Source organism: Pantoea sp. X-Soil-TKNS-1211, from assembly GCF_059730495.1.
This window is the reverse complement of record NZ_AP035953.1, coordinates 1,224,098-1,248,543: the sequence shown is the minus strand read 5'-3', so window position 1 is coordinate 1,248,543 and position 24,446 is coordinate 1,224,098. Positions and strand designations below refer to the sequence as shown.

19 protein-coding genes and 1 pseudogene are annotated in these 24,446 nt (G+C 52.6%); 8 read left to right on the top strand and 12 right to left on the bottom strand.

Annotated features, from left to right (window positions below; all coding sequences use genetic code 11):
* The first annotated feature begins 33 nt into the window (after positions 1 to 33).
* Positions 34 to 1,344 carry an iron-containing alcohol dehydrogenase gene (locus tag AC6I8W_RS05905; RefSeq protein WP_497837366.1) on the top strand — a complete coding sequence of 437 codons (1,311 nt, stop codon included), beginning with the start codon at positions 34 to 36 and terminating at the stop codon, positions 1,342 to 1,344.
* A gap of 89 nt (positions 1,345 to 1,433) precedes the next feature.
* Here AC6I8W_RS05905 and AC6I8W_RS05900 read toward each other — a convergent pair whose 3' ends face one another.
* The 3 genes from AC6I8W_RS05900 to AC6I8W_RS05890 all read right to left on the bottom strand — a co-directional run bounded on the left by AC6I8W_RS05900 (position 1,434) and on the right by AC6I8W_RS05890 (position 3,991).
* Entirely contained in the window at positions 1,434 to 2,261 is an 828-nt protein-coding gene (locus AC6I8W_RS05900) for a Cof-type HAD-IIB family hydrolase (RefSeq protein WP_497838115.1), read from the bottom strand.
* Between the two features lie 110 nt (positions 2,262 to 2,371).
* A complete protein-coding gene (locus AC6I8W_RS05895; RefSeq protein ID WP_497837365.1) occupies positions 2,372 to 2,860 on the bottom strand; it encodes an RcnB family protein in 489 nt (162 codons plus the stop codon).
* Positions 2,861 to 3,760: 900 nt separating this feature from the next.
* Positions 3,761 to 3,991 (bottom strand): DUF1272 domain-containing protein, encoded by a 231-nt coding sequence (locus AC6I8W_RS05890; protein ID WP_497837364.1) that lies wholly within the window; start codon positions 3,989 to 3,991, stop codon positions 3,761 to 3,763.
* Positions 3,992 to 4,195: 204 nt separating this feature from the next.
* Between AC6I8W_RS05890 and AC6I8W_RS05885 the strand changes: the two genes are divergently transcribed.
* Positions 4,196 to 5,299 carry an AI-2E family transporter gene (locus AC6I8W_RS05885; RefSeq protein WP_497837363.1) on the top strand — a complete coding sequence of 368 codons (1,104 nt, stop codon included), beginning with the start codon at positions 4,196 to 4,198 and terminating at the stop codon, positions 5,297 to 5,299.
* A 31-nt stretch (positions 5,300 to 5,330) separates the two neighbouring features.
* Here the strand turns inward: AC6I8W_RS05885 and AC6I8W_RS05880 are convergent, their stop codons facing one another.
* Complete coding sequence (locus AC6I8W_RS05880; protein ID WP_497837362.1) at positions 5,331 to 8,063, bottom strand: cation-transporting P-type ATPase; 2,733 nt, start codon at positions 8,061 to 8,063, stop codon at positions 5,331 to 5,333.
* A gap of 490 nt (positions 8,064 to 8,553) precedes the next feature.
* Here AC6I8W_RS05880 and AC6I8W_RS05875 point away from each other — a divergent pair, with 490 nt between their 5' ends.
* Complete coding sequence (locus AC6I8W_RS05875) at positions 8,554 to 8,901, top strand: hypothetical protein (protein ID WP_497837361.1); 348 nt, start codon at positions 8,554 to 8,556, stop codon at positions 8,899 to 8,901.
* A gap of 88 nt (positions 8,902 to 8,989) precedes the next feature.
* Here the strand turns inward: AC6I8W_RS05875 and AC6I8W_RS05870 are convergent, their stop codons facing one another.
* Positions 8,990 to 9,391 (bottom strand): nuclear transport factor 2 family protein, encoded by a 402-nt coding sequence (locus AC6I8W_RS05870; RefSeq protein WP_497837360.1) that lies wholly within the window; start codon positions 9,389 to 9,391, stop codon positions 8,990 to 8,992.
* Between the two features lie 167 nt (positions 9,392 to 9,558).
* On the opposite strand from AC6I8W_RS05870, the gene AC6I8W_RS05865 reads away from it, so the two are divergent.
* From AC6I8W_RS05865 to AC6I8W_RS05850, 4 genes are read left to right on the top strand one after another with little or no spacing between them, the layout of a single operon-like run.
* Positions 9,559 to 10,737 (top strand): ABC transporter substrate-binding protein, encoded by a 1,179-nt coding sequence (locus tag AC6I8W_RS05865; RefSeq protein ID WP_497837359.1) that lies wholly within the window; start codon positions 9,559 to 9,561, stop codon positions 10,735 to 10,737.
* An 8-nt stretch (positions 10,738 to 10,745) separates the two neighbouring features.
* Positions 10,746 to 11,612: a branched-chain amino acid ABC transporter permease gene (locus AC6I8W_RS05860; protein WP_497837358.1), complete on the top strand. Its 867-nt coding sequence runs from the start codon at positions 10,746 to 10,748 to the stop codon at positions 11,610 to 11,612.
* Positions 11,609 to 14,077: a branched-chain amino acid ABC transporter ATP-binding protein/permease gene (locus tag AC6I8W_RS05855; RefSeq protein ID WP_497837357.1), complete on the top strand. Its 2,469-nt coding sequence runs from the start codon at positions 11,609 to 11,611 to the stop codon at positions 14,075 to 14,077. The genes AC6I8W_RS05860 and AC6I8W_RS05855 overlap by 4 nt, the downstream gene beginning before the upstream one ends.
* Positions 14,074 to 15,288, top strand: a complete 1,215-nt coding sequence (locus AC6I8W_RS05850) for an amidohydrolase family protein (protein WP_497837356.1) — start codon at positions 14,074 to 14,076, stop codon at positions 15,286 to 15,288. The genes AC6I8W_RS05855 and AC6I8W_RS05850 overlap by 4 nt, the downstream gene beginning before the upstream one ends.
* A 31-nt stretch (positions 15,289 to 15,319) precedes the next feature.
* On the opposite strand, the gene AC6I8W_RS05845 is transcribed toward AC6I8W_RS05850, so the two are convergent.
* Both AC6I8W_RS05845 and AC6I8W_RS05840 read right to left on the bottom strand, forming a co-directional pair.
* Positions 15,320 to 16,006 (bottom strand): GntR family transcriptional regulator, encoded by a 687-nt coding sequence (locus AC6I8W_RS05845; RefSeq protein WP_497837355.1) that lies wholly within the window; start codon positions 16,004 to 16,006, stop codon positions 15,320 to 15,322.
* A gap of 65 nt (positions 16,007 to 16,071) precedes the next feature.
* On the bottom strand, positions 16,072 to 17,853 hold the full coding sequence (locus AC6I8W_RS05840; protein WP_497837354.1) for a cation:proton antiporter: 1,782 nt from the start codon (positions 17,851 to 17,853) through the stop codon (positions 16,072 to 16,074).
* Positions 17,854 to 18,076: 223 nt separating this feature from the next.
* On the opposite strand from AC6I8W_RS05840, the gene AC6I8W_RS05835 reads away from it, so the two are divergent.
* The gene (locus tag AC6I8W_RS05835; RefSeq protein WP_497837353.1) at positions 18,077 to 19,525 is read left to right on the top strand and encodes an MFS transporter; all 1,449 of its coding nucleotides are present in this window, start codon (positions 18,077 to 18,079) and stop codon (positions 19,523 to 19,525) included.
* 63 nt (positions 19,526 to 19,588) lie between these two features.
* Here AC6I8W_RS05835 and proX read toward each other — a convergent pair whose 3' ends face one another.
* From proX to AC6I8W_RS05810, 5 genes and pseudogenes are all read right to left on the bottom strand, one after another.
* The gene (gene proX, locus AC6I8W_RS05830) at positions 19,589 to 20,593 is read right to left on the bottom strand and encodes a glycine betaine/L-proline ABC transporter substrate-binding protein ProX (protein WP_497837352.1); all 1,005 of its coding nucleotides are present in this window, start codon (positions 20,591 to 20,593) and stop codon (positions 19,589 to 19,591) included.
* Positions 20,594 to 21,116: 523 nt separating this feature from the next.
* Positions 21,117 to 21,743, bottom strand: a complete 627-nt coding sequence (locus tag AC6I8W_RS05825; RefSeq protein ID WP_497837351.1) for a Vat family streptogramin A O-acetyltransferase — start codon at positions 21,741 to 21,743, stop codon at positions 21,117 to 21,119.
* A gap of 66 nt (positions 21,744 to 21,809) precedes the next feature.
* Positions 21,810 to 21,929 (bottom strand): annotated as a pseudogene (locus tag AC6I8W_RS05820) (helix-turn-helix domain-containing protein); the annotation flags it as partial.
* On the bottom strand, positions 21,913 to 22,461 hold the full coding sequence (locus AC6I8W_RS05815) for an ATP-binding protein (protein ID WP_497837350.1): 549 nt from the start codon (positions 22,459 to 22,461) through the stop codon (positions 21,913 to 21,915). The pseudogene AC6I8W_RS05820 and the gene AC6I8W_RS05815, both read right to left, overlap by 17 nt.
* Positions 22,454 to 24,364, bottom strand: coding sequence for a DUF262 domain-containing protein (locus AC6I8W_RS05810; RefSeq protein WP_497838114.1), 1,911 nt, complete (start codon positions 24,362 to 24,364; stop codon positions 22,454 to 22,456). Before AC6I8W_RS05810 ends, AC6I8W_RS05815 begins: the two co-directional genes overlap by 8 nt.
* Positions 24,365 to 24,446: the final 82 nt, after the last annotated feature.

Below are 24,446 nucleotides of genomic sequence, written 5' to 3'. Positions count from 1 at the left end.
TGTTACATAGCGTCGCATGTTGTTACCGGTATCATGTTAAGGGTAACACGACGAAGAAATCACCTGCCCCGCTGGGTGAATTTCGGTTTTGAGAAGGTGATCAACTTTTTGCCCATCGGTTATCAGAATGTTTGCCCCAGCAGCAGGGAGGGATTTGGTTACACTAAGGTCTTTCCGCCCATGAAAAAGGATCTACAGGTGAGTGAGAATCTGATCGAGCTGTACAGTAATCAACAAACCCTGTTTGCCCGTGGCAGTATTGATCGGCTGGTGCCATTGCTGGCCGCCAATCCGCAGCCTACGTTATTGTTCTGTGGCCGCTCTTTTCTGAACGGCCCCGCCTGGGCGCGCCTGGGCGCGGCGCTCAACGAGAATATCCTCGGCTACGAGATCGTCAGCCATGAAGCTTCGCCGGATGAGATCGATGGTTGGGTTAATCGCTGGCGTGGCCATGTTGACCGCGTAGTGGCGATCGGTGGCGGTAGCGTGCTGGACGCGGCCAAGGCCTTCAGTGCGATGATGCAACATCCTCTGCCAACCGCACGCTATCTGGAGAAAGTCGGTGATACGCCAGTGCAGCCCGCAACGTTGCCACTGATTGCAGTCCCAACCACCGCCGGGACCGGCAGCGAGACGACACAAAACGCGGTAGTGACCGATCAGCAACATATTCAGGTAAAAGCCTCGCTGCGCCATCCGGTGTTTGTACCGCAGGTGGCCATTCTCGACCCTGACCTACTCAAAGGAACGCCAGACCGCGTGCTGGCCACCTGCGCCATTGATGCCTTTACCCATCTGTTTGAAGCCTATTTATCCCGCAAAGGCAATTTGTTCAGCCAGCAGATGGCGCTGAACGGCCTGCGGTTGTTCTTTAAGGCCTGGCCGGCACTGAATCGCGCCGATCAATCGGGTGATGGCGCCCGTGAAGCGATGATGATGGCGTCCTGGTTGGGCGGTGTCTGCCTGAGCAGCGCCGGATTGGGGGTCATTCATGGTATAGCCGGGGAACTGGGGGCGATAAAACCCTTCCATCATGGTGAAGTCTGTGGTCGCCTGCTGTTTCCCTTCCTCGATGTGCTGGCCGAAAGCGAGCATTCCGGGCAGCAACGTCTGATGGCACAGCTTGCGCACCAACTGTTGCCGGAGGATCCTGCGCCACCGGCGTTGGCACTCAAAGCATGGCTACAGCAGCACGCGATTATACCGTTCTGGCTAGAGGGTCCGACGTTGTCAGCCGCCGAGGTTGAGTGGATCGTCGCGCGCGTCAACAGTAAAAACGGCTGGATCAATTACGACAAAGAAACCTTGACTGAGATGATCGCAGCAGCCTGGCAGATTGTTTAATCCTGTCACGCGCACAATTGTAGCGGCGCAATTTATTGCGCGTCTTTGCCAGCATCGCCGGAATAAAAGCGCGCCGCTACGATCATGTGTCAACCCTGGAACGGCCCCTCCCCTGCCAGCATCTGCTCAATAACCGCTAACACGCCCTCGTCGTTATTCGACGGAGCCTGGTAGCGCGCCGCCTGCTTCACACGTAGTGGTGCATTCTGCATGGCAAAACTGAAGCCAGACTGCACCAGCATTTCGAGGTCGTTGCCACCATCGCCAAACGCCATCACCTCGTTATCGGCGATCCCCCAGCGCTGCTGCAACAGATGTAAACCGTTAGCCTTGTGCAGACCTGGCACAATCAAATCGACCGATCCATGTCCACTGGACGTAGCCGCCGCTGCACCTTGATGCAGACGCTCAATATCAGCCATTAAAATCGGCACGTATTCGTCGGAGAGATTGAGCGCGAATTTGAACAGCTTGTCATCGCCGGTATCGCTCAGGTTATCGATGGCTTTCAGTCGGTGACAGTAATGGCGCATTTTCGTCAGCCATTGCTCATCAACATCGGCAAAGTAGTAAGCGCTGTTGCGACCCGCAATCAGATATTTGAGGTCAGGATAGTGGCCACGCTGTAACGTATCCATCACGGCATGAACGTCGTCACGCGAAAACGCACCGCAGAACAACTCTTCATCCCGGTCAATAATCCACGCACCGTTCTCAGCCACAAAGGCGATCTCGCTGGCAATTTCAGGGAAGAACGATTTGAGCTGATAATATTGGTTGCCGCTGGCCACCACGAATTTGATGCCACGTTGTTTTAGTTGCGTGTAGCAGGCGTGAAAACGTGCGCGATTGTACTGTTTCTTGTCGTCGAGAAAGGTGCCGTCCATATCTACCGCCACCATTTTTACCACGGCCATCATGACTCCTTAGCGCATTGAAAGGAAAACAGATCGCTATACAGGATAGCCTGGTGGGGAGGAGAAAACAGCGAAAAGGCGGATGGCAACCGCCATCCGTCTGAGGGGGATTAGTTGAAGGCGTTATTCAACAAAATCGCGGTGATGATTCCGGTTGCTGCGGCAACGAGGACGTAGTTACCGTCGATATAGGACCAATATTCACCGCGCGGCGGTGCATACAGGCCGTGCCCGCGCCAGTCATCCACACGATAATGCGGGCCACGGAACTCCGGTGGTGTCGGGTAACCACGACGGAAGTCATGGCCGTTCCAGGCGAAGCGATCACCACCGTGATGGCCTTCCGGCATCGGACGACCAGCATAGTGGTCATTGCCCCGGCCAGGCCCCCGATCTGCGCCACGATCAGGACCACGGTTGTTGCCATGGTCCGGGCCACGATTACCACCATGATCGGGACCGTTACCGTGATCCTGATGCTGATTACCACCGTGTTGCTGCCAGCGCTGATCACCAGGGCCATCAGCCCAGGAAACGCTGGAAATCAATGTGCTGCATGCAATAAGCGAAGCGACTAAAGTCAATGTTGTTTTTTTCATGGTGTTACCTCCAGGGATAACGGCAGTAATAGCGCCGTTAAAAGATACTATTAATGATATGGAGGCAAAAACGCATTTCCAAAAATCCTAAAAAACCGCCGACTTACAATATATTACCTCGAGTTATCGCTTTCTTAACGTTTGTATCAGGACTGACATTAAGTGGATCGAAAATTCATCATTTTCAGGAAAAAGCAAAGCATGAAAAAAACCCGATCGCAGGGATCGGGAGGAATCAATTTCCATTTATTGCATAAAGAGGGATAACCCTGCAAAGGTGAGGGTAAAACTGAAGCACACAACGCCACATCACTAGCATTGCCGGTAAACAATACCATTTCAAAATGAAAAATTCTTTTAAAAATGACTTTTTTTCAGAAAAATACGTAAGGAGTTAGATGTTGAGGTAAATAATTCCCTGCACAGAATCAATAGTTCTTAAATAAGGTCTGTGCTCTGACCAGAGTACGCAGTGAGATATTTCTCGTTATCACAACATTATCAAACACTACAGACCAGTGCGTAAAAAAAATCAATGCCAATCAACCATGTAAGCCAACAACACCCTCTCGATTATCAGAATCCCTTAACGAAACACTGTTTTCATGGATAATTTTCATCTGATAAAATCCGTAAAAAATCCCAAAAACAAATTAATACCTGACAGTGATTAATACAGTGTTCAATATTAGCGTTATTTGAAATAACTGAAGAAAACAGATAATTCTGCGTAAGCAGAGAGCGTGAGTGCTTCTTTTCTTTCTACTTCTGTAAGCCGGAACGAATAAATGCCTGTGCAATACCTCAACGTTGGTATTTACTCGGGAAAAACACCGGCTGGAAAAATGTTAGCCAGCGCCTGCCTGCTCTCCAGCAGGATAACAGTGCGGCGCTGTTAATTTACCGTGTTGCCAGGCGGCGTGTCGTTGAGGCCGGATGATGCAGCAACTCAGCAGCGGGCCGGATGGGGCGACGAACCAGTTCTCCGCCGCAGTTGGGACAGTGCCCATCGAGGACCTCGGTGACGCAATTAACGCAGAAGGTGCACTCAAACGAGCAGATATGCGCCTCGGGCGATTCCGGTGGCAGATCTTTATCACAGCATTCACAGTTCGGACGCAGTTCCAGCATGGGATTCTCCTGTTAGAAAAAAATCCATCATCGCGGCTGTAATCCGCTATGACCAGCCCGCAGACAGACACAGCAAGGACAAATCAGGACATCAGCATATGACGTAACAGCGCGATGTATCGCGCTGTTACGCAACCCAATGTGTGACGCTGGTCACCAGAGCTTCTATAGTTCATGCGTTCCCCTTTTTAAAGAGACGTGTTAATGCAAGTTAAAGGTTTGAATATCGGCTTTTTCATCGTCATCCTCGCCATCGTCACGGTGGCGTTTTTTGATGTGCTCACCCCTTACTTCTCCGCCATTTTCTGGGCAGCCATCCTGGCGGTAATTTTCCATCCGCTGAAATCACTCTTACGGCAAAAAATGGGGGATCGAAATGGGTTGGCCTCGCTGGTGACCTTGCTGATCATCTGTCTGATCGTCTTTACCCCGTTGGCTATCGTTACCTCATCGCTGATAGTGGAACTCAATACCGTCTACAACAAGCTGCAAAACAACTCTGCGCAGTTTCCAACGGTTTTTGCCGATCTGTTTCAGCATCTGCCTGACTGGGCGCGTAATTTTTTGTCAGAACATCATCTGAATAACGCCGCGCAAATCCAGCAAAAACTCTCCAGCTTTGCCCTTAAGGGCGGTCAGTATATGGCGGGCAGCGTATTCATCATTGGTAAAGGTACCTTCACCTTTACCGTCGGTTTCGGTGTGATGCTGTATCTGCTGTTCTTCCTGTTGAAAGACGGTGCCTGGCTGGTAAACCTGATTTTAGAGGCACTGCCGCTCTCCACCTACGTCAAACACCATCTCCTGTTGAAGTTTGCCGCCGTGTCGCGCGCCACGGTGAAAGGCACAGTGGTGGTTGCCGTGGTTCAGGGGATATTAGGCGGGCTGGCATTCTGGATCACTGGCATCGATGGCAGCCTATTGTGGGGGGCTTTGATGGCGTTCCTCTCACTGATTCCGGCGATTGGTTCCGCGATCATTTGGGTGCCCGCTGCCATTTTCTTCTTCGCTACCGGTGCAGTGTGGAAAGGTTTGTTCCTCGTTGGCTTCTTCGTCGTGGTGGTCGGTCTGGTGGACAATATTCTACGCCCACTGCTGGTGGGCAAAGACACTAAAATGCCGGACTATCTCATTCTGATTGCCACGCTGGGGGGCATGGAAGTCTACGGCATCAACGGTTTTGTCATCGGTCCGTTAATTGCCGCATTGTTTATCGCCTGCTGGAATTTGCTCTCTGGCCGCGATAACCGAGACAACGTTGAAGAGATTGATGAAGAATTTATTGAAGAAGGGAAGCAGCGCGACTGATAGCGGGTGCCGTCTGACACCCGTGCCCATCCTACCCCGCCAGCACCTTATCACCTGATACGCGCCAGCCGCGTGTCAGGCGTTTTTCAATCTCCACCAACATAAAGATCCCGGTACTGACCACCAGCGAGATAAGCCAGTATTTCAACGGCAGCGGCTGCGTACCAAACAGGGTGTTCATCAGCGGAACATAGATGATCAACGCCTGTAACAGAATCAGCACCAGCGTCACCAGCCAAATCCCCCGATTCTTCAGCAGCCCGGCATCAAGTGAGAATCCTTCGCTATTACGGCAATTGAGCATATAAACCCACTGCGCTGTCACCAGCATCTGCAACAATACCGTACGGATAAACGCCGGGCTGTAGCCACGCGGTTGCAGCCAGGCTTCCAGCATAAACGCGCTAACGGAGATCAACAGTCCGACAAACAACACGCGCCAGATGGCGAACCCATCCATTACATTGCTGCGCACATTACGTGGTGGCCGTCGCATGATGTTCTGCTCCGCAGGCTCAAACGCCAGACCAAAGGAGAGCGTGGCGGACGTCGCCATATTCATCCACAGAATCTGTACCGGCGTCAGCGGCAACAAGTTGCCCATTAAGATAGCAATGATGATCAGCAGCCCCTGCGCAAAACAGGTCGGCATGACAAACAGAATGGTTTTCTTCAGATTGTCATAGACCCGACGTCCCTCTTTCACCGCCGCCGCGATGGTGGCAAAGTTATCATCGGCGAGGATCATATCGGCTGACTCTTTGGTCACTTCCGTGCCTTTTATCCCCATGGCAATGCCGACATTGGCCTGCTTCAACGCCGGGGCATCATTTACGCCATCGCCGGTCATGCCGACAATTTCCCCGCTCGACGCCAGCGCTTTTACCAGCCGTAGCTTATGTTCCGGGCTGGTACGGGCAAAGATGTCATATTCCTGCGCCGCCTGCGCCAGCTCCATATCATCCATATGTTCCAACTGATAACCGGTCACTGCAGAAGTGCTGTTGCCGATACCCAGCATCTGTCCAATCGCCATTGCTGTTTCCTGATGATCACCAGTGATCATCTTCACACGGATGCCCGCCTGCTGGCAGTCGCGAATGGCGGTAATGGCTTCCGGGCGCGGTGGATCCATCATGCAGGCGAGGCCCAGCAACGTCATACCATCACGCAGATCCTCATGGTCGATGCGATGCTTCACGGTCGGCAACCAGCGCCATGCCGCCGCCACAGTACGTAACCCTTCGCTGGCATAAGTCGTGATGGCACCTTCCCAGTAATCCCGGTCGATTGGCTCGCTACCCTGATCCCCCTGCTGCTGCTGGCACAGCGCTAACAACACATCCGGTGCGCCAGTCAGTAAGATGCAAGGTTTGCCATCCATTACTGCGCTCACGGCCTGATATTTGTAAAGAGAATCAAACGGCAGCTTGCTGACCACTTCTATCGCATCGGACTTCACACTCGCTTTCGCTGCCAACACCTTCAGTGCACCTTCAGTGGGGCCACCGACGATCCCCCAATGGCCGTTGCCGTCCCGGCGCAACTGGCTCTCATTACAGAGATCGACAGTGCGGAGAAAAGTCTGCAATACGTTATCTTCCCCGGCAGTTTGCCCACTGGCACTGGTCACTGGATGAAACTCACCTTGCGGTTCATAGCTGTCGCCGCTAATGCGCCACTGGCTACCCGCCAGCACCACCGCTTTCACCGTCATTTCATTCATGGTCAGGGTGCCGGTTTTGTCCGAACAAATTACGGACATCGCACCAAGTGTTTCCACCGTTGGCAGCTTGCGGATAATGGCCTGATTGCGTGCCATGGATTGCACGCCCAGCGACAAAATGATGGAGATAATAGCCGGCAGTCCTTCCGGCACCGCCGCGACCGCGAGGCTGATCACTGACAGCAGCAGTTCCCCCAACGGAATGTCGCGTAGCAAAAAGCCAAACACAAACAGCGCCACCATCATCAGCAAAATGATGGCGAAAATGGCTTTGCCCAGTTTATCGATTTGCACCAGCAGCGGTGTTTTCGCCTCTTCAATCGACGAAATCATCGCATTAATATGGCCTAACTCGGTATCTCCACCGGTGGCGATCACCACGCCGATCGCGGTACCAGAACTCACCGTGGTGCCCGAATACGCCAGGTTGAGCCGATCGCCCAGTGATTTCTCCCCCTCCAGTGCAGCGGTGCTTTTTGCCACCACGGTGGATTCACCGGTGAGAATAGCCTCTTCCACCCGCAAACTGTGGACTTCAAACAGGCGCAGGTCGGCCGGGATTTTGTCCCCCGGACGTAGCATCACCACATCACCCGGCACGATGTTTTGTGTGGCCACCGTAGCCTGTAAACCCTCACGCAGCACAATAGCGTCGCTCGACAGCATATTTTGAATGCTTTTCAATGACTTCTCGGCGTTACTTTCCTGGATAAATCCAATCAGTGCGTTGATGACAGTAACGCCGAGAATGACAAAGGTATCGACCCAATGGCCCATCATGGCCGTGACCACTGCTGCCGCCAGCAGGATGTAAATCAGCACATCTTTGAAATGGGCGATAAAACGCAACAACGCCGATTTCTCGCGTTTCTGCGGCAGAATATTTGGCCCATGCGTATGCAGTCGCTGCCTCGCCTCTTCTCCACTTAATCCTTCCGGACAGCTGTTAAATGCGGAGAACGCGGCAGCGCTGTCTTGTTGATACCAGGGACGCTCGGCGGAATCCGTTCGCCGTACTGTAAAAGGAATGATATTCATAATTACCCCGTGGGACTGAATTAATAAATTATGACCAAAATAAAAATCATACTTTAATAATATTTCCCGCGTACGTGATGACCAATATCATGTTTTTCTCAGTTTAAAATCATGACGATGATTTAACCATCGCTAGTCACACAGGTAAATTATTACCATGATAAGAAAATTCCAGCCCGGTTATATATGGAGATTCTCAGCTTTTATTACCCTTCCTTTTGCGCAACAAAGATCACAATAAATACATTATAAAACAATTAGTTATTCGGTAAGAGCTTTTTCATGGTAGAAATTATTGCCACCGTCATTACCGGTTTGTTGAGAGTTATTATCTGCCTCCAGTCTGGCTACATCGCGTAAACAACATTAAACCAAAGCTTAACGAGAACGATGAAATTTAATTTTCTCAGGAAAGTTTGCGAACAATCAGTATTTCAGGCGGATTCATGATACATATTTACATGGTGGTTAATTGACAAGGGCAAGAAAAATGAACAACTGGCCGGTGCTGGGTGCATTGCTGTGCTGCTTGATTCTAATTGGTTTTAATAATAAAAAAATAACGCAAATGATTGTTCCGCACGTTATTAAGACTTATACGTTAAGGGATAATAATGCTGAAGCCCTACGCATACTCTCGACGCCTGATAAAAATGATCTGGCACTAAAACGTGTCGGAGACTGGCGAGAACATGACGGTCTGAGCATTTTGATACTCAATGAACATCCATACCCACTCAAGCCGTCGTTACCTCATCGTAGCGATGCGCTGGAGGCGATTTTTAGCGTACCGGAAAATCTGTTCATCAGCCTGGAGGTACAAAACGCCAGCAGCTAGCTTCTCTTCCCGTAGCGGTGCGATTTATCGCGCGGAGTTCTGGCACCGGAAAAATCTGCGCGATAAATCGCGCCGCTACGCATAACAGCTACTCCACTAACCCTATCTCCGGTGCCAGAATCCATTCGGCGCTGTCGTTCCACACATCCATTTTCACGATCAACCCCTCGCATACTTCATAACGATCCAGATAACGATTACCGGCAAAAGGTCGGCCATCCGGCCACTCGCCATACAAGGTGCCGTTGGAGTACACCACCACGTGATCGCCCCGATCCATCCAGTCGAACTGTCCGACTGACTTCTTCACCCATTTATAACGTGCACCGTTAAAATCAGTGATTCCCTTCGTCGTGGGAAACTCACGTTTCCCGGTAAAGGTAATCTTAACCTGCGGGTGCATAAAGGTTGCGGCTAACACCGCATCCGGGGCCATTGATGCTGCTAAAAACCCCTTCACCACCTCAACCGCTTGTTCAATCTCCGACATAAACCCTCCTGATGTGAATTTGCACAGCGTTGGCGCATCAGCACCAAAATGGCGCAATTTTGCCGCTAACTGGCGGGAATAACCGCCGGTTTTTAAGCAATAACAAACTGGCACTGAAATTGCTAGAAATAAAAATATTATTGCTAGCAATCCATATGAGGTGAGTGATGTCCGGAAAATCGTTACTGAAAAACTGGCGGTTGTGCGCTACTGCCACCCTGATGACCATGATGTCCGTGAGCGCGTTGGCAGCAGATCCGATCAAAGTCGGTCTGGTTACCGCATTGTCGGGGCAATCGGCAAAATCGGGCGAAGCGCTGACCCGTGGGCTGACCATCGCCATCAATGAGATCAATGCGGCGGGCGGTGTAAAAGGTCATCCGCTGGAGCTGGTACGTCGTGATGATGAAAGCAACCCCGGCAAAGGCATGCTGGCGGCACGTGAGTTGATCCAGCGCGAGAAAGTCGCGGTGCTGTTTGGTGGTCTGGACACCCCGGTCTCGCTGGCGATCGTACCGCTGGCGAATCAGTTGAAAACACCGTTTGTCGGTTTATGGGCCGCAGGTACGGGCATCACCCACAACGGCGCAAAAGAGAATTACGTATTTCGCGTCTCCGCCGTGGATGAGCTGGTGGATGAGGCATTGGTGGAATACGCCAGCGAAAAGAAAGGTATGAAAAAAGCCGGCATGATCCTCGTGAACAACCCTTGGGGAGAATCGAACGAAAAAGGCTTCCGCGCGGCATTACAGAAAAACAATATCCCGGTGGCTGGAGTTGAACGTATTGAAGACAGCGATGTGGACCTGGTGCCGCAACTGACCCGCCTGAAAAATGACGGAGCCGATACGCTACTGATGGTCGGCAACGTTGGCCCTTCGGCGCAGGTGGTGAAGTCGCTGCATAAGATGAACTGGCAGGTACCGGTGGTTTCGCATTGGGGACCCGCCGGTGGACGCTTCAGCGAGTTAGCCGGTCCGGGAGCCGATCAGGTGACCTTCATTCAGACCTTTGTCTTTACCGACCATAACTCGGCGAAAGGCAATCAGGTGATGGATGAACTGAAAAAACAGTATCCACAAATCAAAGGGCTGGCGGATGTCACACCCGCAGTGGGGATCGCCAACGCCTACGATGCAATGCACCTGACCGCACTGGCGCTGAACAACGCCACCAGCCTCAATGGCACTGACATTCGCAACGGTTTCTATGCCATCAAGGCATATGACGGCCTGATCAAAGATTATCAGCAGCCGTTCACGGTGCAACAGCACGACGCACTGGGACCAAAAGACTACGTGTTTGCCCGGTTTGAAGGCGAGCAGATCCTGCCAGTTACCCAGTAAGGAGAAGGATGATGTGGAGTACCGCCCTGTCCACCGGACTTAGCCTCGGCAGCATGTACGCCTTGCTGGCACTCGGCTTTCATATCACCTGGATTGTGTCCCGTACCCTGAACTTCGCGCAGGGCAGCGCCATGATGGTGGGCGCAACCCTTGGTTACAGCCTGTACGTGACCTTCGGCTGGCCCCTGTGGCTGGCCTTGCCCGCCACTCTGTTGTGCTGTGCATTGTATGGCGTAGTGATTGAGCGCCTGCTGGTACGGCCGTTTGTGGCGCGCAATTCGGAAGCCTGGCTGATGGCAACGGTGGCGGGCGGGATACTTGTCGATAACCTGGCGATGTTTACCTTCGGTAAAGAACCACGCCAGTTCCCGGTGACCGACGTCACCTTTACGCTGTTTGGCAGCACGTGGTCGCTGATTAACCTGCTGATCCCCGTCACCGGTGTGGTGATGGTGGTGGCGCTGACGTTGATTCGTCGTTACAGCCGTATCGGCAAAGTACTGGAAGCCACGGTACAGAACCCGCGCGCCGCACAGTTAATGGGGATTCGGGTGAATACCGTGGTGGCAGTGGCGTTCGCCCTCTCTACCGTATTTGCCGCGCTGGCTGGCCTGCTGATCGCCCCACTGTTCAGCATCCAAAGTGATATGGGCACTTTGTTCGGTCTGAAAGCTTTCGCGGTGGCGATTCTCGGTGGTCTTGCCAGCAGCAGCGGTATCTGGATCGCCGGGCTACTGTTTGGTCTCAGCGAGGCGCTGGTCACGTTGTGGTTCGGCTCCGCTTTCACGCAAATATTCACCTTCTCGCTGGTGATTCTGGCACTGGCACTGCGCCCGAACGGGTTGTTTGGGCAAAAATTAAGGGTCAAAGTATGATCAAAACCCTCCCCCTCATGGTACTGGCGCTGATCAGCCTGCTGTTGCCCTTCGTGTTGGGCAGCTATGCACTGCTGGTGTTCTCCCTGTTTGCCCTCGCCGTCACCACGGTGGTCGGATTGAATATCTTGCTAGGGCTGAGTGGACAAATCTCCTTCGGCCACATCGCCTTTTACGCACTTGGGGCCTACATTTCGGCGGCGTTGACCATGAATGGCGTGCCGCTCGGTGTTGCCATGCTGGTCGCGATGGTGGTGTGCGGGGTAATCGGCGGTTTGCTGGCGATCCCGGCGCTGCGCGTCAGCGGCCCGTTTCTGGCGATGATCACCATCGCCTTTGCGCTGGTGGTACGCCATGTCTTGATTGAATGGCGTGATGTGACGGGCGGATCGAATGGGTTGATGGGCATCCCAATGCCCGACTTTGGCCCGCTCGATCCCAATATCGGACTCGCCCTGTGCTGCGCCGTGCTGATGCTGGCCGCGCTGGCGTTGTTTGCCCGCCTGCAAGGCAGCCAGTGGGGACTGGCGATGCGTGCCGTCAAGGCCAGTGAGATTGCCGCCCGTTCGCTGGGTTTCAACCCAGTGGTCAGCAAAACGCTGGCGTTCGCGCTCTCCGCCATGCTCGCCAGCGCCGCTGGCACCTTCGTCGCGCCGCTGATGATGTTTATCAACCCGGATTCTTTCCCGTTCGCACAGTCGATCCTGTTTGTGCTGGCGGTGGTGGTTGGCGGCAGCGGTACGCTGTTCGGCCCACTGCTCGGCGCGTTGTTGATTGTGGTGCTGCCGGAGCTGCTGTCCTCCTTCGCGGAGTATCGCCTGCTGATTTTTGCCGTACTGCTGCTCAGCGTGCTGTGGCTGGCACCGCGCGGCCTGCTCGGTACGCTGGCGCGCTGGCTGGCAAAACCGGCGGCGCAATTCGCCCCTGACACGCCTGATGAAGCCCTGCTGCAACATCACTTCCAGCGAGCGGGCAATGATGTGCTGAGTGTCGAGGGGATCGGCATCCGTTTTGGTGGCGTGCAGGCAGCCAAAGATGTCAGCTTCAAAGTGCGTGCCGGTGAGATCCTCGGCCTGATGGGGCCAAACGGTGCCGGTAAAACTACGGTACTCAATATGATCAGCGGCTTTTATCGCGCCGACAGCGGCAGCATCCGCCTGCAACAGGAACTGCGTGGTCAGCCTGCCTGGCGCGTCGCGCGGGCCGGTATCGCCCGTACCTACCAAACCACCCAGCTGTTCAGCGGCATGAGCGTGCTGGAAAACCTGTTGGTGGCGCAGCAATGTGGACGCCAGGGTCTGCCGTGGCGTCACCCGGCAAAACAGCAACAGGCAGTGGCAATGGCGCTGCTGGCGCTGGTGGGGTATCGCGGATCGGTGCATATCCCGGCGGAAGATCTGCCCCATGTTGATCGTCGGCTGGTGGAAATTGCCCGCGCGCTGGCGCTCGATCCCGCCCTGCTGTTGCTGGATGAACCCGCCGCCGGACTGAGTCGTGAAGAGACCGATGCACTGATCCCGCTGCTGAAGCGCCTGGCGAAATTTGGTCTGGCGGTGATCGTGGTTGAGCATGATATGGCGCTGGTGATGGCGGTCAGCGATCGGCTGCAAGTACTGGATGCCGGTAAGCCGCTGGCACAAGGAAGCCCGTCGGAAGTGCAGCGCAATCCGGCAGTGATTGCTGCCTATCTCGGCGGTACCGAATATCGCGGCAAACCGCGCGTGATGCCATTGCGCAGCAGCGGGGAGCCGGGGCTGGTGGTGGATAAACTGACGCTCGATTACGGTGCCGCACCGGTGGTGCGCAATGTCAGCTTCACCGTCAATCCGGGCGAAACCGTGGCGATTCTCGGGGCCAACGGCGCCGGGAAATCCACCATTCTGCAAACGCTGGCGGGACTGCATCCGGCGCGCAGCGGGGCCATTTATCTGCACGATCATTCGATCAAGGAACTCAACGCCGCGCAAATCGCCGCCCGAGGCCTGGCACTGGTACCGGAAGGCCGCCAGCTGTTCCCGCAGATGACGGTGCTGGATAACCTGCTGATTGGTCAATATGCCTGTAGCGAACGCCTCGATCCGCAGGCTGAAGTGGAGGCGATCCTACGCCGCTTCCCGCGCCTGCGCGATCGTCTGCACAGTCAGGCGGGGCTACTCTCGGGGGGTGAACAACAGATGGTCGCAATTGGACGCGGGTTGATGTCGCGCCCCTCGATTCTGCTGCTGGATGAACCGAGCCTTGGCCTGTCACCTGCGATGATTGGCGAGCTGTATGACGCGCTGGCGGGGTTACGAAATGAAGGCGTCACGCTGCTGCTGGTGGATCAGATGGCGAACCTTGCCCTGACCATTGCCGACCGTGCGCTGGTGCTGGAATCGGGTGAAGTGGTAAAGGCTGGACGCGCTCAGGATCTGCTGGCGCAGGCAGATTTGGCGGAAGCCTGGCTGGGAGCAGGGAACGCATGAGACGACTGACCATTATCAATGCCCGGCTGCCGGGCGTAGAGGCGTTACAAACGCTGTATATCGTCGGCGAGCATTTTGTTGCTGCACATAGCGAACCGGCGGAGACACTGGATCTGGCTGGTGCGCTGGTGCTGCCCGGCCTGCTGGAAACCCATATCCACCTGGATAAGGCCTGTATCATCGATCGTTGCCGTCAGCAGGAAGGCACGCTGACGGAGGCAATACGTGAAACCGCGCGTGCCAAAGCCGATTTCAGTGAAGAGGACGTATATCAACGTGGTGCCCGTGTGCTGGAGCAAGCAATTACCCAAGGCACCACGCGCATGCGTACCCATATCGAGATCGATCCGGTGATTGGCCTGACCGGTTTCCGCGCCATCCGCCGTTTACAGGCGGATTACGCCTGGGCGCTGGACCTGCAACTTTGCGTATTTCCGCAGGAAGGGATGCTGAATAACCCGGGCACCGAGACGCTGCTGTGCGAAGCGCTCGCATCGGGCGCGGACCTGCTGGGTGGCTGCCCGTATACCGACAGCGATCCGGTTGGACAGATCCAGCGATTGTTTGCCTTAGCCCAACGTTATGATGTTGACCTCGATTTCCACCTGGATTTCGATCTGTCGCCAGAAAATCGGCTGATCGATTGCGTGATTGAGGAAACACAACGCGCTGATTGGGGCGGTCGCGTCACTGTCGGGCATGTCACCAAGTTATCGATTCTGGATATTGAGCCGCTGCGTGTATTAGGCCAGAAGCTGGCCGCTGCCGGAGTGCAGGTCACCGCTCTGCCCGCCACCGACCTGTTCCTCACCGCACGCGATCGCTTTGCACTGCAACCGCGCGGCGTCGCACCGCTGGATGAGCTGGATCACTGTGGCGTGGTGTGTTCCCTCTCCACCAACAATATCGCCAATCCCTTTACCCCGTTTGGCGACGCCTCACTGGTACGCCAGGCCAACCTGTTTGCCAACGTGCGTCAGCTGGGAACCCAAGGGGATTTGTTGCGTTGCCTGAGCTGGATCTCCAGCCAGTCGGCAAAACTGTTGCGCCTGACCGATTATGGCCTGACGCCAGGCTGCCTGGCCGATATGGTGGTATTTGATGTGAAGCGCGCTGAGCAGATTGTGGCACAGATTGCCCCGCCAATCGCCGGTTTTAAAGGTGGACGGCAAACCTTCAGCCGCCCGCAGGCCGTGCTGTATCGGCCTTGATGGCTGCGTAATGGCGCGAAAAATCGCGCCGTTACATTAATGCCTGGCTCAGCGATAAATCCTCGGACACGACTTCGGTTAAATCCAGCTCCGCCTCCAGTTCGTTCAGATGCGCCAACATCGTTTGCTGCGCCTGCTCCGTATTGCCCGCTTTTAACGCCGCGAGGATGGCACCGTGTTCGGCGCACTGACACGATGGCACATCATTACGCTGATACAACGCGACAATCAGCGAACTGCGCACCATCAGGTTCGCAAGAATTTCACTCAACACCTTGTTGCCGCTGACTTTTGCCAGCAGCAGATGAAAGGCACTCAACTCACGCACGATATCACGGCGATCCTGCTGCCCGGTGGCGGCATGTTCCGCTTTTTGCTGCGCATCGATCTCATCCGCAAACTGCGCCATCTGCGCGGGCGTAATCGACGCCACAATCGCGCTTTCAATTGCACGACGCGCGATAAAGATCTCACGCGCTTCCTGCGCTTCGGGATGTGCCACCATCGCCCCGATATTGGGCTCGATAGACACGATATGCTGCAACGCCAGACGTTGCAGCGCTGCCTGCACATGGTTGCGATTGGCCTGTAACGCCTCGACAATCTGCGCCTCGACCAGCCGTCTGCCAGGCTTTAAACGATGCTGCGCGATGGCGAGAGAAAGTGCATCAACAATGCGCTGCACTTCACGCTGCTTCGCGGTGGCGACCTGACTCATTCTGACCTCTTCCGGGAATAATTATTGCCTGATATTAACATCCGGGAGCAAGGTTGCAGAGTGCCTTATGCTTTCACTAAAGCCACAAGGGTAAACGGCAGCGGTGGGGCACTGTTGTTACTGAGTGGGGTCAGCATCCCTTCTTCACTCACCGCAAACAGCGGCACTACACCGTGGTTTTTCTCCAGATAATCCGTCCAGCCAAAATTTTCATTCAGATTGGTTGCCTTCAAATAGCCACCTGATGACAACACGCTATTCAAACTTTCCCATGTGATGCCGGCCCCAAACAAGCGGGTCTCTCTGCCGAAGCGGCTTTTCTTATTACCGATACTGGTTTTATCATCCGCGTCGGAACGTATGGCGAGCACATGTTCAGCCCCGAGCAAATGGCGGAAGTGATAAACGCTAAGCGCATTGCGATGCTGGTCCGGTGAGAGCGCAAACACCTGAACAAAGCTGCTGATGTCGAGGGCGTTTTCAGCATGTTCCGACCACGGATTGCCATAATATGCCGGTAAACCGTTCATACGCGCGAGCCGACAGTATTCCCAATTGTTATCAGCCAGTTGGACAGGAATATTGAGTTTCTTCAAGGCCAGCCCTAGTGCACGCGCGACCTCATCGGCACTGGTAATGAGAATGCCACGGGGTTTGCGCTGCTGTACTTTGAGCAACCGCGCCAGCGGTGAACTGGTCAAACTCTGTATCACTACCGTGCCGATAATGACGGCAAACACCACGGTGACAACCTGACTGGCCCCCGCATAACCATCCCGCTCCAGCGATAAGGCGAAGAGTGAGCTGACCGCTGCCGCCACAATGCCGCGTGGGGCAATCCAGCAAAGCAATAGCTTTTCACGTAATTTAAGCTGAGACCCGAGAGTAGAAAGCACAATACATAATGGGCGCGCCACCAACTGGACGATCAACAACATACCCAGCAGTGGCCACCCCATATTGAACAGCGCATGGATATCCAGCCGCGCAGCGAGGATGATAAACAACGCCGAGATCAGAATGGCCGACAACTCCTCTTTAAATGCAAGAATATCGCTGATATCCACATCGCGCATATTTGCCAACCACACACCAGCCACCGTGACGGCCAGCAGGCCAGACTCATCGGCCACCGCATTGGATACCCCGAAAGCCGCAAGAATCAGCGCCAGAACCGCAAAGTTTTGCAGATAAACCGGGATCCATGCACGCTTGAGGGCATTGCCCAACAGCCAGCCAGCAATTCCGCCCAGCACGATGCCAACAGAGAGCGTTTTGGCCAGGGTCGCCAGCAGATGAAACCCGGTATTGGTTTCCTGACGCAGGGTAATAAATTCAAATACCAGCAGGGTGAAGATGGCACCGACTGGATCGATAACGATCCCCTCCCAACGTAATATCTGGTTAATGTTGGCATTGGGTCGCACCACTCGCATCAATGGCGCGATCACAGTCGGGCCTGTCACCACGGTCACAGCACCAATGAGTGCAGCGATTTCAGGTGTCAGGTGCAAGATCGCCCAACAGGCAAGGCTGACAACCACAAAAGTGGCCAGCATACCCACGGTCACCAGGTTTCGGATCACGCTCCCCAACCCCTTCACATCGCTAAAGCGCAACGTCAGCGCCCCTTCGAACAAGATGATGGCTACCGAAAGCGATACCAGCGGGAAAAGGAGTTCGCCGAACAACGCATCAGGCTGAAGAGTATGGGTCAGTGGCCCCAGTAAGACCCCACACAGCAGCAACGTCAAAATCGCCGGTACGCGGATAATCCACGCCAGCCATTGCGCAGCAAGCGAAGCAAAACCAATGATGACCAGCAGCAGTGGCACTGAAAATTCCATGATCAGATTCATCTTTAATGATGGAGGTTGAGATGGATAGCTTAGTCGGCATTTGCGTGGGTGCCAGATATGGGCGAGCGGAGCAGAAATTATTGTCAGATATCAATATTTACCAAATAAAAAAGAAGAAGCGCTTCTGCCGCATTTTGTTTTTTTGGTATAACAACTTCATCAACCTGTCTAACATCTCCCTGTTTGTCAGGGATTACTCTGAGATCTACAGATGGCTTTATCAGATTCTACTCAGGAAGAAGCCCCCCAAACGGTACGTTTCGGTTCAGGCCGCATCTCGGGATTAGCCCTACTGGTTGCCAGCGCATTTTTTATGGAGTTCCTCGATGGCACGGTGATCGCCACCGCGTTACCGGATATGGCCAAAGCTTTTGGCGTATCGGCTATCGATTTGAACATCGGTATCAGCGCCTATCTCCTGACACTGGCGGTGCTGATACCGGCCAACGGCTGGGTGGCGGAGCGCTTTGGCGCGCGCAATGTTTTTAGCCTCGCGTTAATCATTTTCACCCTGTCATCGCTGTTTTGCGGTCTGACGCACAACGTTACCGAATTTGTACTGATGCGCATCTTACAGGGGATTGGCGGTGCCATGATGGTGCCTGTCGGACGCCTGGTGGTGTTGCGCACCACGCCCAAAGATCAGCTGATCAAAGCCATCGCCACTCTGACGTGGCCCGCGCTGGTCGCCCCGATTATCGGGCCGCCGCTGGGCGGATTTATCACCACCTACGCCAGTTGGCACTGGATATTTTTTCTCAACGTCCCGCTGGGGATTATCGCGATCATACTGGCGCTGCGCATGATGCCGAACGACTCGGCTCACCAGCACCGACCGTTTGATGTCATCGGCTTTATCGCGACTGGCATCACCATGCTGTGCCTGGTGGCAGGCCTGGAGATGCTGAGTCAGCAAAGCGCCAGCCTGAGCGGTGCCGCCGTGACGATTGCGTTGGGACTGGCAACACTGGTGTGGAGCATTCGCCATCTGCGGCGCAGCAAAACGCCGCTGATTAGCCTGACATCGCTTTCGGTGCCCTCTTTTCGCATCACCATGCGTGGCGGTTTTCTGCTGCGCGCCACCATCAGCTCCGCGCCCTTTATGCTACCGCTGATGTTCCAGGTCGGTTTCGGCATGAATGCCTTCCAGGCCGGTTCGCTGGTGCTGGCGGTCTTTGCCGGTAATCTGGCGATGAAACCCGCCACCACGCCACTGATTCGCTATTTCGGCTTTCGTAAGCTGCTGATTGGTAATGGCGTGGTTTGCGTGCTGACGCTGCTGTTGTGCGCATTTTTGACACCGTCCTCACCACATATGATTACGCTGGTGCTGCTATTTTTGGGGGGATTGAGTCGGTCGATGCAGTTTACCGGGATTAGCTCGCTGGCTTTTGCTGAAGTGCCAACGCAGGAGATGAGCTCGGCAAATACGTTGTTTAGTACCTCATTGCAGCTGGCGAGTGGTCTGGGGGTAACGCTGGGAGCGTTGTGTATTCGGCTGGGGACGGTGCTGGGGGACGACTGGGGCTACGCCTCGGTGCCAGGGATCGGGTTTAAGCTGGGGTTTGGGGTGATAGCGTTGGTGACAGCCATTGGGGTGTGGGATATGGTGCGGCTGGAGCCGACAGCTGGAGAGCGAGTTTCTCAGCGACAACGTTGATCCCGACCCGAGAACAGGTCGGGATAGCCTGGCTATGGCCTAATTAATGCGGCATAAAAACCATCAGGAGGCATTAGCCGCTGCTTTCGCCTGTTTAATCCAGCCATCGAAAGTAGCCTGGTGTGCCTTGATCCAGCCATCTACATGACGTTGAATATCGGCAGCGGAGGATTCGCCCTCATGCATCCGTTGATTCTGCGCATTGACATCGGCCAGGGGTAATTTCACGATGGCAAACAATCTCGCTGCTGCCGGGTTTTTATCTGCCCATGCTTTGTTGGCAACAACATGCTCATTATTAGGTTTGAAACCGTAATTTTTCCCATTAGGCAATGCAGTATCTTCATTTTTCTGCGAACCGGGTGTAACAGAAAAAGGCACGGTCAACCAGACAACATCTTTACCTGGTTTTAATTCATCACTGACCCAATATGGCGTCCAGGTAAAATACAGAACTGGCTTACCTGACTTATAGCGCGTTAGCGTATCTGCAATGATAGCGGAGTAATTTCCTTGATTCTGTTGAACAGTATCACCTAAACCATAGGCCTTAATTTGCGCATCAATGACCTGCCCACAAACCCAGCCAGGATTACACCCCGCCAAATCTGCTTTTCCATCCCCATTCGCATCAAACAATTTCGCCAGTTTAGGATCTTTAAGCTGTGAAATATCTGTGATGTGATACTTATCTGCCGTTTTTTTATCAATCAGGTATCCCTGTGCTGCACCTGTTATATAGCTACCTTCGCGATAAAATTTATTATCCCCCCCGGCAGCATTGTACATATCTTTCTGCAGCGGCTCCCAGTTTACCGCCATGTAAGTTGCATCTCCGGCAGCGATAGCGGTATACGCAACGTTATAGTCCACTTCCTCAGTGGGTTTGACATCATAACCTAGCTTTTCCAATGCCCGGTTGATTAATTCAGTCTGGAAAGACTCTTCAGGCAATGTACTCTGTACCGGATGTACGTCTATTCCTTTCCCTGGTAAATCTGCGGCAAAAGCCACTGATGAAGAGAATAAAGCAGCGACGGGTAATAATATTAATTTTTTTCTGGTCATAATAATGGCCTTTTTTTCTGACTATGATATGGCGGGAGAATCTTTACATATAGAAAGAGAATTGAATGATGACAAAAGACATGATGAGTTCGCGCGTAGTTGATAACGGCATGCTCAATAAAGAAAGGTAGTGGAACATTTTAAAAGCAGAACAAGAAAATCTGAAATCAGCATTGTTATTTTCTTCCAGACGCTTTCGCTTTCAGTAATTTGCGAAGCCCTGAATCCACCCTCAAATAATTCAACATCCATTTACCATAACACATAAAGCACATCATGCAACCCCTAACGGAAATAATGAGAAAAACAGTGGTGTATTCTGGTGTACATATTACTGATCATCCATGCAATTAGAAACAGATTATGGCCCTACAGGATTGAAAAGTAAGGCGTAGCTTGATGATCTATGGGGGTAAATTCCGTTCAATTTTCTTTTAATGCCCCCGCTGGTTTTGTGCGATAGCCGCTATCGCACAAAACACACTGCTAAAAACGGGACATTCGGCACGCTTGGCAGAAGCCATCAATCGCGAAATGCTTCAATGTCACTGGACATTATTGCAGAGAGGTTTTCAGTGATCTTTTCTACAGGCCAATCCCACCACGCCAGCTTTTGCAGCGCCGCTATGGTTTCATCTGAAAAGCGCTTCTTAATCACTTTCGCGGGATTGCCGCCTACAATCGCATAAGCAGGTACATCTGAAGTCACCACTGAACGCGAGGAGACAATCGCTCCGTTGCCTATCTTCACACCGGGCATGATTAATGCCTGATACCCAATCCACACATCGTTACCAATCACCGTATCTCCCTTGTAAGGCAAATCCCCTGACTTTGGCATCGATTTTTCCCATCCATTTCCGAGAATATAAAATGGGAACGTGGAGAAACCAGAGAGTTTGTGGTTGGCTCCGTTCATTATGAATTGAACACCTTTTGCAATCGCGCAAAATTTGCCAATGATGAGCTTATCGCCAATAAATGGAAAATTATAAAGAACATTACGTTCAAAGTTTTCCGAGTCTTCTGGATCGTCGTAATACGTGAAATCACCAACGATGACATTGGGGTTTTTTACCGTATTTTTTATAAAGCAAACCTGAGGGAATCCCTCCATGGGATGCTTATCAGACGGATCTGGTCCATGCATACTTGCCTCCTAATTCATTTGGATCAATGTTACGACTGCCACATCATTATGTTAGCCAGTTTTTTTGCAGGTAGCATCAAAGCTACGCATGGTTTCCTGTGAGATCACACCCGCTTTAAACATACCGGCAGCTGTACTATGGATAGCTTCGAATACAGGGCTTTTGAATTTAGTTTTTGCTGTCAGGGGCAATCTCCATAAGTTCTTTAATCTTCAAGGGTGCGGTAATTTTCTGGTCTGAAAGAACAGTGTAATGCTTTAGAAGTTCACGGAATCGAGATAGGTCTTGAGAATCAATGTTCGCCGTGTCCTGCCTGGCAAACAGGAAAGCGTATATCCGGCATGTCCCGACTTTAACCAGAACGATGAAAGCACTTCCTGCCTGAATTATATGGATAGTCGGCTTAGCCTTTCGCGGGCGGACCGTTCGTCCGTTAGGGAACTCTACATTGAAACCTTGATACTTCTCGCGGGTGTAGCGCAAAGTCATCCAGCGCTTTTTAAATTGCTCCGGAGTCATACCATGACCATCGTCTGTCACAGTCAATATTCCACCTATTTCGGTAGGTAAAACCAAGTCTACTCGTGACGCTCCGGCATCCCAGGCGTTAGCAACTAACTCTGTTAAAGCGACCTGTGGAACATGTGCTACCTGCCCAAGTTCCCGTAGCAGGTAATCGTCCTCAAAAAGTGAGTTCTGTAGTGGTTGCTCAGACATGGGCGGCCTCAAATAAACGATTCGGTGACCAAATTAATTCTACTAATCCCGCAATCAGTTTCCGGCGGACCTGTTGTTCCGCTTTATCGAATACTTCAGTGAATTTGAAAGGCAACTCATATTGGGTAGTAAACTGCTGAAACTGTGGCTGATGTTCGTAAACACTGGAGTCCAAACTTGCGGCAAAGAAGTTCTGTTTGGCATAGTGCACCCGCTTCAGGGGAAACGGTTTGTCCTGCAGACTCCGGTTAACATCTGCTGGTAAGAGTAAAAGTGACGCAACATGATTGCGCCAATCTTGAAATTCCTGCTCAGTACTGAACTGATCTTTCACGATTTCGTAATCATCAGCCCAGATATGTTCAATGTCGAATGGATTCTTGAGAGTACGGTCCACCAATCGATCAAATGTCTCAGTACGTCCTGCTCCGATCTCAGTTGCTTCTGTCAGTCGTGCTAGCAAATGGTAGATATAACGGCGACTGAATTGATTGAGCCCTAAACCGTCAATACCCGTTCGTCCTTTTACTGCGTAGCCAGAGAACGTAACATCATCATCTGCCAGCTTCTTCTGGAGGATAGCTACCAACTCCGATAGCGGTTTACGCCTGATATCCCGGCACAATAACCACATAGCGTAAGACACGCTAGAATATCCAACCCGAACATAATTCACTACTCGACGCATCAACCAGATGTCCAAATAAGTAGCCGTGACCGCCAGTTTACGGTCTACGGTTTCGTCGTCGTCAGTTTCAATCAACGATGCAAGGAGCACTGTATTCTGCCAAGTAAAATCATTGTGAGCGTTGTAGTAGACCGCTCGTAGCTTCGGTGTGTAATGCTTGCTGCTGTTTAGGATACGCCGGTACGCTTTGGCAAAAAATGGAAAGCTTACAGCCATCATGTTCTGATTTTCCTGAGCTTTCCCCAAACCCAGGCGAGAGTTGTTTTCTCGCACCCAGCGGTGAAAGACTGAACCGATCAACTCCCAATCTTTATCGACCGATCCCGCCTTACGTTCACGGATACTTTCTGCGAACTGTGCCCGTAACCACGCCTTAATACAGTTGGCATCTCGCTCCGGTTCGTGCTCCCCTCCCCAGGAGATCAATTCCAGGACTTGCTGTTTCCAGATTTGATTGGCCTGTAGTCGCGCATCCTGTTCTTCAATCGGAGCCAATAAATATGCCTTCAACATATCTACCGGACTAAGCGGCTTACCCCGATCATTCATCGTTTCAAAAATGGCGTAAGCATAACTGTCATTATCAGTGGCAATCTCTATCAAACCTACCCGTGTCAACAACCAGTAGATGAAATGCGGCAATGCATTTCCTATCTCTGCCATCAAGTCGTTTGCTTCGATATCACTATAACGGGCGTACATGGTTTGTATGGATTCATCCTTACCATCCGGATTGAACGCTTCCCCCTTGAATAGGGCATTGATAACAGGAAGTCGCTCAGAGATGTCGAGGTTGAACTTGGGGTTACCGAGGTTGTCGCTAAAAATAAGTGGGGCTAAGGTTTGGGCTACCGGCAGCCTTTGTTCCTCGGCAGATCGGTACAGGCAAATCAGCAACAATGTCAAAGAGGTGACTCGCTGCTGGCCATCGATCAAGTAATTTTTGTTATTGCGTTTGCTGACAATGATTGAGCCAAGAAAATACTCCCCATAGTTACTAATAGCGCTGGTTTCATCACCCTGCTTGTAGTAGTTAAAGAATTTTCCCTGAAGATCAGACAGCAGCTCGTCAATGTTCTCCTTCTCCCACTTGTACTCACGCTGATACTCATCGATAGAAAAGGATTGGCTTTGCAGCAACTGCTGTACGTTACGGTAGTGGGGGGTGATTGTGCTCATATCAGACGAAACCGTACTAATGATTAATAGTTGTATTATGCCCTGCTCGCGGAGCAGTGTCTTTGACCCTTGTTCAAAATCAGTGCGTTGCAAAATCTGCAGTGGCACAGCTGAGTCA

Bases quoted from the DNA above. Each gene is read 5' to 3' on its own strand.
- AC6I8W_RS05905 (WP_497837366.1), top strand. From the start codon at position 34: ATGTTAAGGGTAACACGACGAAGAAATCACCTGCCCCGCTGGGTGAAT.
- AC6I8W_RS05900 (WP_497838115.1), bottom strand. From the start codon at position 2,261: ATGGCCGTGGTAAAAATGGTGGCGGTAGATATGGACGGCACCTTTCTC.
- AC6I8W_RS05895 (WP_497837365.1), bottom strand. From the start codon at position 2,860: ATGAAAAAAACAACATTGACTTTAGTCGCTTCGCTTATTGCATGCAGC.
- AC6I8W_RS05890 (WP_497837364.1), bottom strand. From the start codon at position 3,991: ATGCTGGAACTGCGTCCGAACTGTGAATGCTGTGATAAAGATCTGCCA.
- AC6I8W_RS05885 (WP_497837363.1), top strand. From the start codon at position 4,196: ATGCAAGTTAAAGGTTTGAATATCGGCTTTTTCATCGTCATCCTCGCC.
- AC6I8W_RS05880 (WP_497837362.1), bottom strand. From the start codon at position 8,063: ATGAATATCATTCCTTTTACAGTACGGCGAACGGATTCCGCCGAGCGT.
- AC6I8W_RS05875 (WP_497837361.1), top strand. From the start codon at position 8,554: ATGAACAACTGGCCGGTGCTGGGTGCATTGCTGTGCTGCTTGATTCTA.
- AC6I8W_RS05870 (WP_497837360.1), bottom strand. From the start codon at position 9,391: ATGTCGGAGATTGAACAAGCGGTTGAGGTGGTGAAGGGGTTTTTAGCA.
- AC6I8W_RS05865 (WP_497837359.1), top strand. From the start codon at position 9,559: ATGTCCGGAAAATCGTTACTGAAAAACTGGCGGTTGTGCGCTACTGCC.
- AC6I8W_RS05860 (WP_497837358.1), top strand. From the start codon at position 10,746: ATGATGTGGAGTACCGCCCTGTCCACCGGACTTAGCCTCGGCAGCATG.
- AC6I8W_RS05855 (WP_497837357.1), top strand. From the start codon at position 11,609: ATGATCAAAACCCTCCCCCTCATGGTACTGGCGCTGATCAGCCTGCTG.
- AC6I8W_RS05850 (WP_497837356.1), top strand. From the start codon at position 14,074: ATGAGACGACTGACCATTATCAATGCCCGGCTGCCGGGCGTAGAGGCG.
- AC6I8W_RS05845 (WP_497837355.1), bottom strand. From the start codon at position 16,006: ATGAGTCAGGTCGCCACCGCGAAGCAGCGTGAAGTGCAGCGCATTGTT.
- AC6I8W_RS05840 (WP_497837354.1), bottom strand. From the start codon at position 17,853: ATGGAATTTTCAGTGCCACTGCTGCTGGTCATCATTGGTTTTGCTTCG.
- AC6I8W_RS05835 (WP_497837353.1), top strand. From the start codon at position 18,077: ATGGCTTTATCAGATTCTACTCAGGAAGAAGCCCCCCAAACGGTACGT.
- proX (WP_497837352.1), bottom strand. From the start codon at position 20,593: ATGACCAGAAAAAAATTAATATTATTACCCGTCGCTGCTTTATTCTCT.
- AC6I8W_RS05825 (WP_497837351.1), bottom strand. From the start codon at position 21,743: ATGCATGGACCAGATCCGTCTGATAAGCATCCCATGGAGGGATTCCCT.
- AC6I8W_RS05815 (WP_497837350.1), bottom strand. From the start codon at position 22,461: ATGTCTGAGCAACCACTACAGAACTCACTTTTTGAGGACGATTACCTG.